The sequence below is a fragment of the Pseudomonas sp. RA_35y_Pfl2_P32 genome (genome assembly GCF_963970735.1).
Taxonomy (GTDB): Bacteria; Pseudomonadota; Gammaproteobacteria; order Pseudomonadales; family Pseudomonadaceae; genus Aquipseudomonas.
This window is the reverse complement of the sequence record NZ_CAXAQF010000016.1, coordinates 136,755-151,506: the sequence shown is the minus strand read 5'-3', so window position 1 is coordinate 151,506 and position 14,752 is coordinate 136,755. Positions and strand designations below refer to the sequence as shown.

The 14,752-nt window shown below is 61.6% G+C and carries 15 protein-coding genes; 7 read left to right on the top strand and 8 right to left on the bottom strand.

Going from position 1 to position 14,752, the window contains the following annotated elements; translation table 11 throughout:
* Positions 1–2 precede the first annotated feature (2 nt).
* From AACY45_RS17635 to AACY45_RS17610, 6 genes are all read left to right on the top strand, one after another.
* Entirely contained in the window at positions 3–917 is a 915-nt protein-coding gene (locus AACY45_RS17635; protein WP_339546642.1) for an ABC transporter permease subunit, read from the top strand.
* A gap of 3 nt (positions 918–920) precedes the next feature.
* The gene (livM, locus tag AACY45_RS17630) at positions 921–2,204 is read left to right on the top strand and encodes a high-affinity branched-chain amino acid ABC transporter permease LivM (protein WP_339546641.1); all 1,284 of its coding nucleotides are present in this window, start codon (positions 921–923) and stop codon (positions 2,202–2,204) included.
* On the top strand, positions 2,201–3,073 hold the full coding sequence (locus tag AACY45_RS17625) for an ABC transporter ATP-binding protein (protein WP_339546640.1): 873 nt from the start codon (positions 2,201–2,203) through the stop codon (positions 3,071–3,073). Before livM ends, AACY45_RS17625 begins: the two co-directional genes overlap by 4 nt.
* Positions 3,070–3,786, top strand: coding sequence for an ABC transporter ATP-binding protein (locus AACY45_RS17620; RefSeq protein ID WP_166589857.1), 717 nt, complete (start codon positions 3,070–3,072; stop codon positions 3,784–3,786). The genes AACY45_RS17625 and AACY45_RS17620 overlap by 4 nt, the downstream gene beginning before the upstream one ends.
* Positions 3,787–4,537: 751 nt before the next feature.
* Positions 4,538–5,305: an SDR family oxidoreductase gene (locus AACY45_RS17615; RefSeq protein ID WP_339546639.1), complete on the top strand. Its 768-nt coding sequence runs from the start codon at positions 4,538–4,540 to the stop codon at positions 5,303–5,305.
* A 98-nt stretch (positions 5,306–5,403) separates the two neighbouring features.
* Positions 5,404–6,312: a cation diffusion facilitator family transporter gene (locus AACY45_RS17610; protein WP_339546638.1), complete on the top strand. Its 909-nt coding sequence runs from the start codon at positions 5,404–5,406 to the stop codon at positions 6,310–6,312.
* A gap of 80 nt (positions 6,313–6,392) precedes the next feature.
* On the opposite strand, the gene AACY45_RS17605 is transcribed toward AACY45_RS17610, so the two are convergent.
* From AACY45_RS17605 to AACY45_RS17575, 7 genes are all read right to left on the bottom strand, one after another.
* The gene (locus AACY45_RS17605) at positions 6,393–7,526 is read right to left on the bottom strand and encodes an AGE family epimerase/isomerase (RefSeq protein WP_339546637.1); all 1,134 of its coding nucleotides are present in this window, start codon (positions 7,524–7,526) and stop codon (positions 6,393–6,395) included.
* A 149-nt stretch (positions 7,527–7,675) separates the two neighbouring features.
* Positions 7,676–8,248: a HupE/UreJ family protein gene (locus AACY45_RS17600; RefSeq protein ID WP_339546636.1), complete on the bottom strand. Its 573-nt coding sequence runs from the start codon at positions 8,246–8,248 to the stop codon at positions 7,676–7,678.
* A 37-nt stretch (positions 8,249–8,285) separates the two neighbouring features.
* Positions 8,286–8,900, bottom strand: coding sequence for an urease accessory protein UreG (gene ureG, locus AACY45_RS17595; protein ID WP_095169540.1), 615 nt, complete (start codon positions 8,898–8,900; stop codon positions 8,286–8,288).
* A 23-nt stretch (positions 8,901–8,923) separates the two neighbouring features.
* On the bottom strand, positions 8,924–9,598 hold the full coding sequence (locus tag AACY45_RS17590) for an urease accessory protein UreF (RefSeq protein WP_339546635.1): 675 nt from the start codon (positions 9,596–9,598) through the stop codon (positions 8,924–8,926).
* Positions 9,595–10,095: an urease accessory protein UreE gene (ureE, locus tag AACY45_RS17585; RefSeq protein WP_339546634.1), complete on the bottom strand. Its 501-nt coding sequence runs from the start codon at positions 10,093–10,095 to the stop codon at positions 9,595–9,597. The genes AACY45_RS17590 and ureE overlap by 4 nt, the downstream gene beginning before the upstream one ends.
* A gap of 193 nt (positions 10,096–10,288) precedes the next feature.
* Entirely contained in the window at positions 10,289–10,921 is a 633-nt protein-coding gene (locus AACY45_RS17580; protein ID WP_339546633.1) for a TetR family transcriptional regulator, read from the bottom strand.
* Between the two features lie 170 nt (positions 10,922–11,091).
* Complete coding sequence (locus AACY45_RS17575; protein WP_339546632.1) at positions 11,092–11,433, bottom strand: hypothetical protein; 342 nt, start codon at positions 11,431–11,433, stop codon at positions 11,092–11,094.
* A gap of 389 nt (positions 11,434–11,822) precedes the next feature.
* Between AACY45_RS17575 and AACY45_RS17570 the strand changes: the two genes are divergently transcribed.
* Positions 11,823–13,892: an AsmA family protein gene (locus tag AACY45_RS17570; protein WP_339546631.1), complete on the top strand. Its 2,070-nt coding sequence runs from the start codon at positions 11,823–11,825 to the stop codon at positions 13,890–13,892.
* 60 nt (positions 13,893–13,952) lie between these two features.
* Here the strand turns inward: AACY45_RS17570 and AACY45_RS17565 are convergent, their stop codons facing one another.
* Positions 13,953–14,681, bottom strand: a complete 729-nt coding sequence (locus tag AACY45_RS17565) for a hypothetical protein (RefSeq protein WP_339546630.1) — start codon at positions 14,679–14,681, stop codon at positions 13,953–13,955.
* Between the last annotated feature and the right edge of the window lie 71 nt (positions 14,682–14,752).

Genomic DNA, 14,752 nt, shown 5'->3' with positions numbered 1-14,752 from the left:
TTATGGATGGTATTTTCCTGCAGCAACTGGTCAACGGCCTGACCCTTGGGTCGGTCTATGGCCTGATCGCCATCGGCTACACAATGGTCTATGGCATCATTGGCATGATCAACTTCGCCCACGGCGAGGTTTACATGATTTCCGCTTACCTCGCGGCGATCAGTCTGGCACTGCTGGCATACTTCGGTATTGAATCCTTCCCGCTACTGATGCTCGGCACCTTGATCTTCACCATTGTGGTCACGGCGGTGTATGGCTGGGTCATCGAGCGCGTCGCCTACAAGCCCCTGCGCAACTCCACCCGTCTGGCACCGCTGATCAGCGCCATCGGGATTTCGCTGATCTTGCAGAACTATGCCCAGATCGCCCAGGGCGCCAAGCAACAAGGTGTTCCGACCTTGCTGACGGGAGCCTGGCGCGTCGAAATCGGCAGCGGTTTCGTGCAACTGACCTACACCAAGGTGTTTATTCTGATTGCCGCATTCGCCGGCATGGCGGTGCTGACCTACGTCATCAAGTACACCAAGCTCGGCCGCATGTGCCGTGCCACCCAGCAAGACCGCAAGATGGCCTCGATCCTGGGGATCAACACTGACCGGGTGATTTCCTACGTGTTTATCATCGGTGCAGCGATGGCGGCCCTGGCCGGTGTGCTGATCACCATGAACTACGGCACCTTCGACTTCTATGCCGGCTTCATCATCGGTATCAAGGCGTTCACCGCTGCGGTACTCGGTGGCATCGGCTCACTGCCTGGCGCGATGCTCGGCGGGATCATCCTCGGGATCTCCGAGTCGCTGTTCTCAGGTTTGGTCAACTCGGACTACAAAGACGTTTTCAGCTTCTCGCTGCTGGTTCTCGTTCTGGTCTTTCGGCCTCAAGGCCTGCTCGGCCGTCCTCTTGTGTCGAAGGTGTAAGCGATGTCTTCAACCACTAAAAAAACCATTGATCTCAAAAGAAGCCTGGTTGACGCGATTCTTGCCGGACTTGTTGCCCTGATTGTGTTCGGCCCGATTGTCGGCGTGGTCCTCGACGGCTACGGCTTCAATCTGGAAACGACCCGGGTGGCTTGGATTGTTGCCATCGTCATGGCCGGCCGGTTTGCCCTGAGCCTGTTCCTGCAAACGCCCAGGGGCCTGAAGATTCTTGAAGGCTTTGAAAGCACCGGCTCCGGGGTTCATGTGCTGGCGCCTGATTACAAATCCCGGTTGCGCTGGATCATCCCGCTGTTGATCGTCATCGCGGTAGTCTTCCCGTTTTTCTCCAACTCCTACCTGCTGGGCGTGGTGATCCTCGGGCTGATCTACGTACTGCTGGGTCTGGGCCTGAATATCGTGGTCGGCCTGGCCGGTCTGCTCGACCTGGGTTACGTGGCGTTCTACGCCATCGGTGCCTACGGTCTGGCACTGGGTTATCAATACCTGGGGCTGGGTTTCTGGACGGTGCTGCCGTTGGCGGCAATCGCTGCAGGCCTTGCCGGTTGCATCCTCGGGTTCCCGGTGTTGCGGCTTCACGGTGACTACCTGGCGATCGTGACGTTGGGTTTCGGTGAAATCATTCGTTTGGTCCTCAACAACTGGCTGTCCCTGACCGGTGGCCCGAATGGCATGGCGGCTCCGCTGCCGACCTTCTTCGGCCTGGAGTTCGGCAAGCGCGCCAAAGAGGGCGGGGTACCGTTCCATGAGTTCTTCGGGATCGCCTACAACCCGGACGTGAAGTACTACTTCATCTATGCCGTGCTGTTCCTGGTGGTGCTGGCGGTGCTGTACATCAAGCATCGCCTGGTCAAGATGCCGGTCGGCCGCGCCTGGGAAGCCCTGCGTGAAGACGAAATCGCCTGCCGCTCCATGGGCCTGAACCACGTACTGGTCAAGCTCTCGGCGTTCACCATTGGCGCATCGACTGCGGGCCTGGCCGGGGTGTTCTTTGCCACCTACCAGGGCTTCGTCAACCCGACCTCGTTCACCTTCTTCGAGTCGGCCCTGATCCTGGCGATCGTGGTGCTCGGCGGCATGGGTTCGACCATCGGTGTGGTAATTGCCGCCTTCGTCCTGACCGTGGCCCCGGAGCTGCTGCGCGGCTTCGCCGAGTACCGGGTGCTGCTGTTTGGCATCCTGATGGTGTTGATGATGATTTGGCGACCGCGCGGCCTGATTCGGATCAGCCGTACCGGTGTGACCCCGCGTAGAGGAGTAGCGCCATGAGCGAAGTCGTACTCTCGGTCGAGAAGCTGATGATGCACTTCGGTGGCATCAAGGCGCTTAGTGACGTCAGCCTCAAGGTCCATCGCAACTCGATCTTCGCCCTGATCGGCCCCAACGGGGCCGGCAAGACCACCGTGTTCAACTGCCTGACCGGCTTCTACAAGGCCTCCGGCGGCAAGATAGAACTCAACACCCGTGGCGAGCACACCAACGTCATTCAGTTGCTGGGCGAGTCCTTCAAAGCCAGCGACTTCGTCTCGCCGAAAAACTTCGTCAGCCGGCTGTACTACAAGATGTTCGGTGGCACTCACCTGGTGAACCGCGCCGGCCTGGCGCGCACGTTCCAGAACATTCGCCTGTTCAAGGAAATGTCGGTGCTGGAGAACCTGCTGGTGGCCCAGCACATGTGGGTCAACCGCAGCCTGCTGGCCGGCATCCTCAACACCAAGGGCTACCGCAAGGCCGAAAGCGATGCGCTGGACTGCGCGTTCTACTGGCTGGAAGTGGTCGACCTGGTGGACTGCGCCAACCGCCTGGCCGGTGAACTGTCCTATGGCCAGCAGCGCCGCCTGGAGATCGCCCGGGCCATGTGCACGCGGCCGCAGATCATCTGCCTCGACGAACCGGCGGCCGGCCTCAACCCCCAGGAGACCGAAGCGCTGAGCGCGATGATCCGGCAGCTGCGCGACGAGCACGATCTGACCGTGGTACTGATTGAGCACGACATGGGCATGGTAATGAGCATTTCCGACCACATCGTGGTGCTGGACCACGGCAACGTGATCGCCGAGGGCGGACCCGAGGCCATTCGCAACGACCCGAAAGTGATCGCCGCCTACCTGGGTGCCGATGAAGAGGAGCTGGTATGAGCCAACCGATTCTCGAACTCAAGGAGCTGGACGTGTTCTACGGGCCGATCCAGGCCCTGAAAAAAGTCTCGCTGCACATCAACGAAGGCGAAACCGTCAGCCTGATCGGCTCCAATGGTGCTGGTAAATCGACCCTGCTGATGTCGATCTTTGGCCAGCCCCGGGCGGCTGACGGGCAGATCATCTACCAGGGCGTGGATATTACCCACAAGTCGTCCCACTACATCGCCTCCAACGGCATTGCCCAGTCGCCGGAAGGGCGGCGGGTATTCCCCGACATGACCGTCGAGGAAAACCTGTTGATGGGCACCATCCCCATCGGCGACAAGTACGCCAGCGAAGACATGCAGCGGATGTTCGAGCTGTTCCCGCGGCTCAAGGAGCGTCGGACCCAGCGGGCCATGACCATGTCCGGCGGCGAGCAGCAGATGCTCGCCATCGCGCGTGCCTTGATGAGCCGGCCCAAGCTGCTGTTGCTCGATGAGCCGAGCCTGGGGCTGGCGCCGATCGTGGTGAAGCAGATTTTCGCCACCCTGCGGGAACTGGCAAGCACCGGCATGACCATCTTCCTGGTCGAGCAGAACGCCAACCATGCACTGCGCCTGTCGGATCGGGCCTACGTGATGGTCAACGGACAGATACGCCTGACCGGTACCGGCAAGGAGTTGCTGGTGAACGAGGAGGTGCGCAACGCTTACCTGGGCGGTCACTAGTCCGGAACGCGGCAAACCAACGCCCTGACGGCCCCGGCCCCAGGGCGTTTTTTTTGGCTGTGACGCGGGCCTGATCCTGCATTTGCGCAGTGAATGGGAAAATGTGGACAACAATATTCAGCAGCTGTTAAAGCGCGACATAAAGACGCTGCAAATAGCTGTTTTTCCACAGGTTTGACTTGTCCCCGTTTGCTGTGGAACTGGCTGTGGGTAACGTGGGTGCAACTCGCTGTAAGCCTTGGTTGGCGTGCCCTACAAGCTTGTGGTTGTTTTTTGTACAGCGACTTTTTCACGACCCTGAGCCTGGATTGTCAACCTTTTTATTGGTCGCCGAGTGGAAGGGGAAATCGCCCTGGCAGCCTGTGGATAAGTCTGTGGTTAAACTCTGGAAAGACTTGGCAAAGCGCCGAATTTACTGGCTTGGAGCCATCGCCGATTTGACCGGCCGGTCGCGTTTAACCTGGGAGGGCGACACGTGGGGCGGCCTCGGTCAAGCAAAAAACTTTTCAATCTGCCCGCAAAGCCTTGTGGACAGCGGTGCCCAGACGTTTGCACTTGCCCCCAAAGATTGTGGACGGGGCTGTGGATAAGGTGCGTGCAGTTGGCTGCGGGCCACGGTTCACAAGGGCTGGAAGCGGTTGGTTGTTTTTTGTCCAGAAAACCCGAGGTTGCCCCTAAGAACGTGGCCGGGCATGCTGCCTTTTGTTTATCCATTTCGAGGCTGTGGATCAGCCCAATCCAGGAGAGCACGATGTCCAACACCCTGTTTATTACCGGCGCCACATCCGGTTTTGGTGAAGCCTGCGCCCGTCGTTTTGCCGAGGCTGGCTGGAAACTGGTGCTGACGGGGCGTCGGGAAGAGCGTCTGAATGCCCTGTGTGCCGAATTGTCGAAGCAGACCGAGGTCCATGGCCTGGTGCTCGATGTGCGTGATCGCCAGGCGATGGAAGCGGCCATTGCCAACCTGCCACCCTCCTTTGCCACGCTGCGCGGGCTGATCAACAACGCCGGCCTGGCCCTGGGCGTGGACCCGGCACCCAAGTGCGACCTCGACGATTGGGACACCATGGTCGACACCAACATCAAGGGCCTGATGTACAGCACTCGCCTGTTGTTGCCCCGCCTGATCGCCCACGGGCGCGGCGCCGGGATCATCAACCTGGGCTCCATCGCCGGCAACTACCCGTACCCGGGCAGCCACGTGTATGGCGCGAGCAAGGCCTTCGTCAAACAGTTCTCGTTGAACCTGCGGTGCGACCTGCAGGGCACTGGCGTGCGCGTCAGCAACATCGAACCGGGCCTGTGCGAGAGCGAGTTCTCCCTGGTGCGCTTTGCCGGCGACCAGGCACGCTACGACGCGACCTATGCCGGGGCTGAGCCGATCCAGCCGCAAGACATTGCCGACACCATCTTCTGGGTGCTCAACGCGCCGGCGCACATCAACATCAACCGCCTGGAACTGATGCCCGTGAGCCAGACCTGGGGTGGGTTTGCGATCGATCGCAGCGCCAAGGCCTAAGATCAAGGCGCCAATTCGGCCAAAACAGGGCATAAGGTACACTCCTTGTCGAAACCCCTACCGCATGTCGCGGATGTCCGGGTTTACAAGGAGGCCCTGTGAGTAACCGAGGTGAGCAGGCACTGCTCAAGCAATCGACCATCCTGATGTTGGCCGTGGCGATCGCCGGGATCGTCACGGGTTTTGTTTCCGGGTCCCAATCCATCCTGTTCGATGGCTTTTTTTCGTTGATCGCGACCTTCATCAAGGTCCTGATGTTGATCACCGCCAAGCTGATCGCCAAGCAGAGCAATCAGCGTTTCCAGTTCGGCTTCTGGCACCTGGAACCCATGGTGCTGCTGATTGAAGGCAGCTTCCTGCTGCTGATTGCGATCTACGCCTTTCTCAATGGCGTGTTCGGCATCATCAACGGTGGCCGCGATGTCGAGTTGGGACTGGTGATCGTCTACGCGGCGGTATTTACCGTGGTCGAGTTCGCCTATTTCTTCTATATCCGCCATCGCAATCGCACGCTCAAGTCCACGTTGATCCAGTTCGACAACATCAGCTGGCTGGTGGACGCCATGCTGTCGGTGGGCTTGCTGGTGAGTTTTCTCACGGCGCTGCTGCTCAAGACCCAGGGGTATGGCCAGTGGGCGCTGTACGTCGACCCGCTGATCCTGATCCTGCTGGCCTTGAGCATGCTGGCATCGGCCTGGAAGATCCTGCGCCCGGCCTTGCGCGATGTGCTGGGCATTGCCCCCGATCAACTGGATGACAAGGTGCGCCAGGTGATGGACGCGGCCAAGGCCGAACTCGGTTTTGCCGACTACGTCAGCTATGTGCAGAAACACGGGCGGGCGCGGTTTATCGAGATACACGTGGTGTTGCCGGCCGATTACCGACTGGAGGGCGTGGCCACGCTGGATGCCTTGCGCGAGCAGATTTCGGCACAGTTGGGCAAGCCGGATGCGGCGCGTTGGCTGACCATCAGCTTTACCGCTGATCCGAAGTGGATTGCGGGCTGAAGACCGCGTCGCGTTCAGCGCAGGCCAGCCTGGCTGGCGATTTGCAGGCGCAAAGCTTGCTCGCGACAGCGGTCTTCAGCTCAACCCAAGTATTCAGCCAACCCGCGATAACAGGTCGCCAGGTGGTAGGGCGTGGTCGACGGCATATCCTGGCGGCTGACCATGCCGCTGGCGTCCAGGCATTCGTGCCAGCCGCCGGCGTGCAGGAATCGTTGCTGCAAGGCTTGCAACTGACGCAGCAGCGCCGCCTCGCTGGCCGGGCGCAAGGTCAGGGCGCGCAGGTACTCGGCCTGGGCCCAGATGCGCTGGGTGGCGTCGCGCGGCGGTTCGCCCTCCGCCAATTCGAGCATGGCGGCGACGGCACCGGTCTGTGGCTCGACCCCTCGCTGCTCGGTGAAGGCGAAGGCGCGGTCCAGCGAGGCATGCAGCGCCGAGCCGCGCAGGGTCGGCGAAGCGTCGAGCAGGAACAACCATTCGAACTGATGCCCCGGTTCAAACCAGTTATCCACAGCCCCCAACGGCTTCTCCATCATCACCCCGTGCTGCGGGTCGATGAAGTGCTGCTGCATGGCGGCACACAAGGCCTTGAGTGCCGTCTCGACTGCCCGGTCCTCGCTCACCGCCAGGGTGGCCAGAAAGGCTTCGGCCAGGTGCATCAGCGGGTTTTGCAGGGGGCCTGTGCCGAGTGACGACCAGTCGCGGTCCAGGCTCGCTTCGTACAGGCCGTTGCCACTGGCAAAGTGCTGGGCAAGCACTTGCAGGGCGGCATTGAGCACCGATTCCACCAGCGGCTCGCGCACCTTGTCCCAGTAATGGGCGCAGGCGAAGAGGATGAACGCGTGGGTGTAGAGGTCCTTGCGTTGATCCAGCGGCGCGCCCTGGGGGTCGATGCTGTAGAACCAGCCGCCATGCTCGCCATCATGAAAGTGCTGTTGCAGCGAACGGAACAGCGCCGCTGCCCGCTCCTCGGCCGCCGGCACTTCACCGATCAGGCTGGCGAACAGGTACAACTGGCGCGCGCAGGCCATGGCCCGGTAGCGCTGGGGCGGCAATGGCTGGTGCTGGGCATCCAGTGCTTCGTAGGGCAATGCCATTTGCGCGTTCCAGCCCGGGCCCTGCCAGAGGGGCACGATCACGCCGCGAAAATGCTGCTGCACGGCGGCAAACAGAGCGGTCAGTTCAGGCTGGGAGGCAGAGCGGGGAGCATGGGGCATTGGCTGGCGTCGTCACGGCAGGAGTGTTTGCGCGACATGGTAGCAGGCCTGAGGGAGGCAAGCTTCAAGCGGCTAGCTTCAAGCGGCTAGCTTCAAGCGGCAAGTCAGAGCCGATTTGCTTGCAGCTTGTTGCCGGCAACTGCACCTCATCAGCCAGCCAGCAGCCAGACCCCGGTCGCCGCCGATGCTGCACCGGCCAGGCGTACCAGCGGTGCGGCGGCTTGCGGCAACACCCGCACCAGGGCGTACCCGGCAGCATGCAGGGCGGCGGTGGCGGCGACGAAGCCGCCGGCGTAGGTCCAGGGGCTGGACATCTCGGGCAGCTCCAGGCCGTGGGCCACGCCGTGGAACAGGGCAAACAGCGCGGTGGCGCCGACGGCCAGGCTCAGGGCGGGCCGCACCGCCAGCGCCACCGCCAGGCCCAGTGCCAGCACCGAGGCGGCGATCCCGCTCTCCAGGGCTGGCAGGTTCAAACCCTCGAACCCGAGCACGCCACCCAGCAGCATGGTGCCGACGAAGGTGCAGGGCAGTGCCCAGCGGGCGGCCCCTTGTTGTTGTGCGGCCCACAAACCGACGGCGAGCATCGCCAGCAGGTGATCGAGGCCGCCGATGGGATGGCTGATGCCGGCCATCCAGCCATTGTCGCCATGGCCCGGGTGAGCGAAGGCCAGGGCCGGAGTGAGCAGCAGGGCCGCGGCGGCCAATAGGCGTTTGAGTGTCATGGATAAGCTTCCTTGTCGAATGTCTTGTGGATAACTGTCAGGCCGCGGTCAGCAGGCCCTGGCGTTCAATGAAGGCGATGATCTGTTCAAGGCCCTGGCCGGTTTTCTGGTTGCTGAAGACAAAGGGTTTACCGTTGCGCATGCGCTGGGTGTCGCTGTCCATCAGGCTCAGTGAGGCGCCCACCAGCGGGGCCAGGTCGATCTTGTTGATCACCAGCAGGTCGGACTTGCAGATCCCCGGCCCGCCCTTGCGTGGCAGCTTGTCGCCCGCCGAGACATCGATCACGTAGATGGTCAGGTCCGACAGTTCGGGGCTGAAAGTCGCCGACAGGTTGTCGCCGCCGGACTCCACCAGGATCAGGTCCAGGCCCGGAAAGCGCCGGTTCAATTGATCCACCGCCTCCAGGTTGATCGAGGCGTCTTCGCGAATTGCCGTGTGCGGGCAGCCACCGGTTTCCACGCCGATGATCCGCTCCGGTGCCAGCGCTTGGTTGCGCACCAGGAAATCGGCGTCTTCGCGGGTATAGATGTCGTTGGTGACCACCGCCAGGTTGTAGCGCTCACGCAGCGCCAGGCACAGGGCCAGGGTCAGGGCGGTTTTGCCGGAGCCGACCGGGCCGCCGATACCGACACGCAGAGGTTGTGTATTCATGTGATTCTCCAAGATGACAGGCCCTAGGAACGGAACAGGCGGCTGTACTGGCGCTCATGGGCCATGCACGCCAGGGACAGGCCGAACGCGGCACTGCCGAGGTGTTCGGGATGGATTCGGGTGGCGTCCTGCTGCGCTTGTTGCAGCAGCGGCAGCAGTTCACTGGTCAGGCGCTGCGCCGCCTGCTGGCCCAGCGGCAGGGTTTTCATCAGCACCGCCAGTTGGTTTTCCAGCCAGCTCCACAGCCAGGCGGCCAGGGCGTCCTGCGCACTGATGTGCCAGGCACGGGCGGCCAGTGCCCAGCCCAGGGCCAGGTGGGGTTCGTGGCAGCGCTCCAGAAACCCCCGGGCAGGTTCGTCCAACTCTGGCAAGCCGCTGAGCAGTTGTTGCAGGGAGTAGCCCATCTGCCGGCTTTCCTGATGCAGCTCGCGGGTTTCCCGGCTGGCCCGGTGCTGCTCACAGTGGCGCCACAACTGTGACCAGTCTTCGTTGGCGGCCGCGCTGCAGTGGGCGAGCAGCAAGGGTGCTTCAAAACGCGCGAGGTTGAGCCGCAGTTGGTCGCTGATCCAGCGCCTGGCCGTCGACGGGTCGCTGACGCGGCCGTTGTCCACGGCCATTTCCAGGCCCTGGGAATAGCTGTAGCCGCCAATTGGCAGTTGTGGACTGGCCAGGCGTAGCAGCGCCCAGGCGGGATTCACAGGCGTACGCCGAACTGGTGCAGTTTGGGGGCGTAGTTGAAGTCTTCGTCACCGTGACGCGAATGGTGATGGCCACCGCCGTAGGCACCGTGTTCGGGCTGGAACGGCGCCTCGATACAGACGGCCCTGGCACCCAGCTGTTCGAGCATGGCCTTGAGCACATAGTCGTCGAGCAGGCGCAGCCAGCCGTCACCCACTTGCAGGGCAACGTGGCGATTGCCCAGGTGATAGGCCGCGCGAGTCAATTCGAAGGCGTTGGCGCAGGTGACGTGCAGCAGTTGTTCAGGGCGGGCGCAGACCCGCACGATGCGGCCGTCCTCGGCCTCCAGGCACTCACCGTCGGACAGCGGTGGCTGGCCGCGCTCCAGAAACAGGCCGACGTCTTCCCCCGCGGCACTGAAACAGCGCAGGCGGCTTTTGCTGCGGGCCTCGAAGTTCAGGTGCAACTCGGCGGCCCAGAGGGGTTGAGGGTCGATTCTGCGATGAATCACCAGCATGGCAAGCTTCCAGCAAAGAACGATGCAGGGGCTAGAGCAAGGGGCTTGCCAACAGCAATGGATGTAGGAGATTTCCCCTTTTCAGCCCGCGAACGCTAGAAAGTGGTGCAGGGCAAGGGGGAATGTTATGGCGTGGTTTGGTGCGCGACAGCGGGGGAGCGCACCTTTTTGTCGCGCGGCAGGGTGACGGGGCTTACTCGGTACTGCCCAACCCTTGCCAATGCTTGAGGCCAATAAAGATGAAGCGCAGTTGTTGAGTGATCTTCGCTTGCGGGGTCAGATGCTCGGGCAGCGCTTGCACGGGCGGATCGATAATGTCGGGCAGGGTGGCGAACACGCTCTTGACGATCAGGTCCGCCATTACCGACAGGCCGGCCAGGTCCAGGTGTTGCAGTTTGGGCATCAATGCCAGGTCCGCTGCGAGGTCGGCGCTGATGTTCTCGCGCAACTGGCCGATGGCCTGGCGCACCGGCAGAGATCCGCCGTACTGCTCACGGGCCAGGAACAGGAACTGCGAGCGGTTGGCGGCCACCACGTCGAGGAAGATTCGCACCGAGGCATCGATGATCCCACCCATGACGAATTCGTTATGGCGCACCAGGCGAATGGTCTCGCGGAAGGTCTGGCCGACTTCGCTGACCAGCACCAGGCCCAGTTGATCCATATCGGCAAAGTGCCGATAGAAACCGGTGGGGACGATGCCGGCGGTTTTCGCCACTTCGCGCAGGCTCAGGCTGCCGAATCCTCGGCCGCACTCCATCAGGTGGCGGGCCGCGTCCATCAGGGCGTTGCGGGTCTGTTGTTTCTGTTCGGCGCGGGGCAGCATCAGGCGGCTGACTTCTAATCAGGGACAGCGGCGCACTCTAGCAAATCGGCTTTGCTGGCGTCGAACTTCAGTCAGTAGGTGGTAGCGCGTATGAAGCGCGGGTGGTGCGAGGGCTACAAAGTCAAAGCCCGACTCCAGGGAGTCGGGCTTTTTTCAGGGCCACCATGGGCTCAGCTCACTGCGCTGTTGCGTTCGATGACACGGTCACCACCACCTTCGGCAACCACTTGGCCTTGTGGGGTGCGGTCGTAGCCATCTTCAACCAGGCCTTTCTCTTCCAGGCGATCACGGCCGCCTTCGGCAACGGTCTGGCCTTGTGGGGTACGGTCATAGCCATCGGCGGCGATTTTGTTGCGATCCAGCAGGCGGTCGGAACCCCCTTCGGCCACGGTCTGGCTCAACACCGACTGTTCGGCTTTGGCTTGTGGTGTGGCTTGCTCGGCCGCGGGCAAGGCGAAGGCGTTGGCGGCGAGGAGGGAAAGGGTCAGGCTCAGCAGTAATTGGCGTTTCATGGTCAGTTGCTCCGTGTGGGGGCGATAAAGTGGGTACGGAGGCAATGCTACTCTCGATAAGTCGATATAAAAGTTCATAAAGACAATGGTAATAATCAACGGAATTGATTGTTCTGCCGAACGCCTCTAGAACGGGGGTTGGCGGGGAACGTTTCGGCACTGGATTGGGTATTTTCCACCCGCTTGTGCGCCGTCGAAGGGCGATTCAGGTAACAGAATTCTGGCGAATCGGTCAGGAAAAAAGCCGCTATTTGCCGCTGAATCGACTTTTTGGTTAAACCTGCGGGCCATTTGCCAGTCGTAGTGTTCATCGCCGGCCGATTTATGGCCTAGGATTTTTATCGAGCGTCGCGGTCCGGACGCCGAGCAGTCATCAGGAGCTTTGTGCAATGACGCGCACCCGTAAAATTCTCGCCTGGGTCTTTGCCAGCCTGGTGCTGTTGATCGCCCTGTTGGTGCTGGTCATCGTGTTCTTCGACTGGAACCGGATCAAGCCGCCGCTCAATGCCAAGGTCTCGGAGGAGTTGCATCGCCCCTTTGCAATCAATGGCAACCTGTCGGTGGTGTGGCAGCGCGAGCTCGACCAGGGTGGCTGGCGCGCCTGGGTGCCATGGCCCCATGTGGTGGCCGAGGACCTGAGCCTGGGCAATCCGGACTGGTCCAAGCAACCGCAGATGGTCAGCCTGAAGCGGGTCGAGTTGCGGATCTCGCCGCTGGCCCTGCTGGCGCAGCGCGTGGTGATTCCGCGCATCGTCCTGACCGAGCCCAATGCCCAGTTGCAGCGCCTGGCGGACGGGCGCGCCAACTGGACCTTCACCTTCGACCCCAAGGATCCGAATGCCGAACCGTCCAATTGGGGGGTGGATATCGGCGCGATCGGCTTCGACAAGGGCCACGTGACCCTCGACGACCAGAGCCTGAAAACCCGCCTCGACCTGCTGATCGACCCATTGGGCAAGCCGATCCCGTTCAGCGATATCGTCGGTGACAAGACCGCGAAGAAAGCCCAGGACAAGGGCGCGGCGCCCCAGGATTATGCGTTTGCCCTGCAGGTCAAAGGCCAGTACCACGGCCAGGCACTTTCGGGCCAGGGCAAGATCGGCGGCCTGCTGGCCTTGCAGGACGCCAGCAAACCCTTTCCACTCCAGGCCCAGGTGCGGATTGCCGATACCCGGGTCGAACTGGCCGGGACCCTGACCGATCCACTGAACCTCGGCGCGCTGGACCTGCGCCTGAAGCTGGCGGGCACCAGCCTGGGCAACCTCTATCCATTGACCGGCATCACCCTGCCGGATTCCTCGCCCTATGCCACCGACGGTCATCTGATCGCCAACCTGCGGGCACCGGAGGGGGCGACGTTCCGCTATGAAGACTTCAACGGCACCATTGGTGGCAGCGACATCCATGGCAACCTGGCCTACGTGGCCAGCCAGCCACGGCCCAAACTCAGCGGTGCGCTGGTCTCCAATCAACTGCTGTTCGCCGACCTCGCGCCCCTGATCGGCGCCGACTCCAACGCCAAGCAAAAGGCCCGAGGTGGCGACAGCAAGCAGCCGGCAGACAAGGTGCTGCCGGTGGAAGAGTTCCGCACTGAACGCTGGCGCGATATGGACGCGGACGTCGAATTCACCGGCAAGCGCATCGTCCACAGCGAGAAGCTGCCGTTCAATGACCTGTATGCCCACGTGATCCTCAATGACGGCCAGCTCAACCTGCAGCCGCTGCGCTTTGGCGTGGCGGGCGGCAAGCTGGACGCGCAGATCCGCCTCAACGGGCAGACCACGCCGCTGGAAGGCCGGGCTAAACTGAGCGCGCGGGGCTTCAAGCTCAAGCAGTTGTTCCCCACCTTTGAACCGATGAAAACCAGCTTCGGCGAGCTCAACGGCGATGCCGACATCGCCGGGCGGGGCAACTCGGTGGCGGCGTTGCTGGGCAGCGCCAATGGTGATCTGAAAATGCTGATCAACGACGGCGCGATCAGCCGTGAACTGATGGAGCTGGCGGGGTTGAACGTGGGCAACTACCTGGTCGGCAAGATCTTTGGTGACAAGGAAGTGAAGATCAACTGCGCGGCAGCCGACTTCGGCATCAAGAGCGGCCTGGCGACCACGCGCCTGTTTGTGTTCGACACCGAGAACGCGATCATCTACATCGACGGCACGGCGAACATGGCCAACGAACAGCTGGACTTGACCATCACCCCTGAATCCAAGGGCTGGCGGTTGATCTCCCTGCGTTCGCCCCTGTACGTGCGCGGCAAGTTCATCAAGCCGGACGCCGGGGTCAAGGGCGTGCCCTTGATGCTGCGCGGCGCGGGGATGGTGGCGCTGGGGGTCATTGCAGGCCCGGCGGCCGGTTTGCTGGCGCTGGTGGCGCCCAGTGGGGGCGAGCCGAATCAGTGTGCTCCGTTGTTGGAGCAAATGAAGTCGGGCAAGGCGCCGAAGACGGTGAAGGGCTGAACGGCCTGCAGCGCTACCGCACTTAATAGGCGCGAGTTTTTAAGTGCGGTATTGGCCGTTTCATGTGCTGGGAGGGGCGACGTCTATGAGGGGGGCTGGCAGGTGAATATGAATGATCTCACTGAGCGCATGGTCGCCGAGGTAGCTATCGATGTCGCTGCTAAGTTCTGCGTAGATACCGGAATCCATCGTGCTGGACAGCGACCAGGCGTTGATGGCGTTTTCATCGGCAGTGCGCAGTAGAGGTTGATTGAGAATCTCAGTATCCAGCTCGTGTCGTGTTTCGAAAGTGACGCGTAAGGTCACGATGGATCTGTTGTCGCGTATGAGTGTTAGCTGGGCGGCACAACGGGTTGGGCTTTCAGGGTCGTTCACGGTTGGTGGGGTTGTCATGACAGGGGCGCTGTCAGCGACAAACCGACGGGTGATGGCCTGGATAGGAATCGAGTCTTTGGGAAGGTCTTGCAAGACTGAGAAGGCTTGGGTGAGTGCCTGCTGGTCAGATTCAGACAGGTGCTCTCCATGCGCTTCCAGCAGGAGCTCAAGCACACTCTTGCTGCTCAGAAGTACGCACTTTGACTGACTGTCCTCAGTGACCCATGTCAGATCGGAAAGGGTTTTTTGATAGAGAGACCATGAGTCATCTCGATGGTCGCTGAGTTCGGCCGCCGCCAAATGGGCAGTCAGGCAGGAGTGCAGCACGTCATGGATAAATTGCTCATCGTGATAACCACAAAAAATCGTGACGGAGCCGCTTACCGTGTAGAGATCTACATTGAGTGTGTTCATGATTTTGCTCGAGCTTTGAATTGAAGTCCGCAGGCGTGCTGAAACGGGCAGCTGTTTGCCGTTCCAGCACA

Coding starts and splice junctions, on each gene's coding strand:
- AACY45_RS17635 (WP_339546642.1), top strand. CDS start 3: ATGGATGGTATTTTCCTGCAGCAACTGGTCAACGGCCTGACCCTTGGG.
- livM (WP_339546641.1), top strand. CDS start 921: ATGTCTTCAACCACTAAAAAAACCATTGATCTCAAAAGAAGCCTGGTT.
- AACY45_RS17625 (WP_339546640.1), top strand. CDS start 2,201: ATGAGCGAAGTCGTACTCTCGGTCGAGAAGCTGATGATGCACTTCGGT.
- AACY45_RS17620 (WP_166589857.1), top strand. CDS start 3,070: ATGAGCCAACCGATTCTCGAACTCAAGGAGCTGGACGTGTTCTACGGG.
- AACY45_RS17615 (WP_339546639.1), top strand. CDS start 4,538: ATGTCCAACACCCTGTTTATTACCGGCGCCACATCCGGTTTTGGTGAA.
- AACY45_RS17605 (WP_339546637.1), bottom strand. CDS start 7,526: ATGCCCCATGCTCCCCGCTCTGCCTCCCAGCCTGAACTGACCGCTCTG.
- AACY45_RS17600 (WP_339546636.1), bottom strand. CDS start 8,248: ATGACACTCAAACGCCTATTGGCCGCCGCGGCCCTGCTGCTCACTCCG.
- ureG (WP_095169540.1), bottom strand. CDS start 8,900: ATGAATACACAACCTCTGCGTGTCGGTATCGGCGGCCCGGTCGGCTCC.
- ureE (WP_339546634.1), bottom strand. CDS start 10,095: ATGCTGGTGATTCATCGCAGAATCGACCCTCAACCCCTCTGGGCCGCC.
- AACY45_RS17580 (WP_339546633.1), bottom strand. CDS start 10,921: ATGCTGCCCCGCGCCGAACAGAAACAACAGACCCGCAACGCCCTGATG.
- AACY45_RS17575 (WP_339546632.1), bottom strand. CDS start 11,433: ATGAAACGCCAATTACTGCTGAGCCTGACCCTTTCCCTCCTCGCCGCC.
- AACY45_RS17570 (WP_339546631.1), top strand. CDS start 11,823: ATGACGCGCACCCGTAAAATTCTCGCCTGGGTCTTTGCCAGCCTGGTG.
- AACY45_RS17565 (WP_339546630.1), bottom strand. CDS start 14,681: ATGAACACACTCAATGTAGATCTCTACACGGTAAGCGGCTCCGTCACG.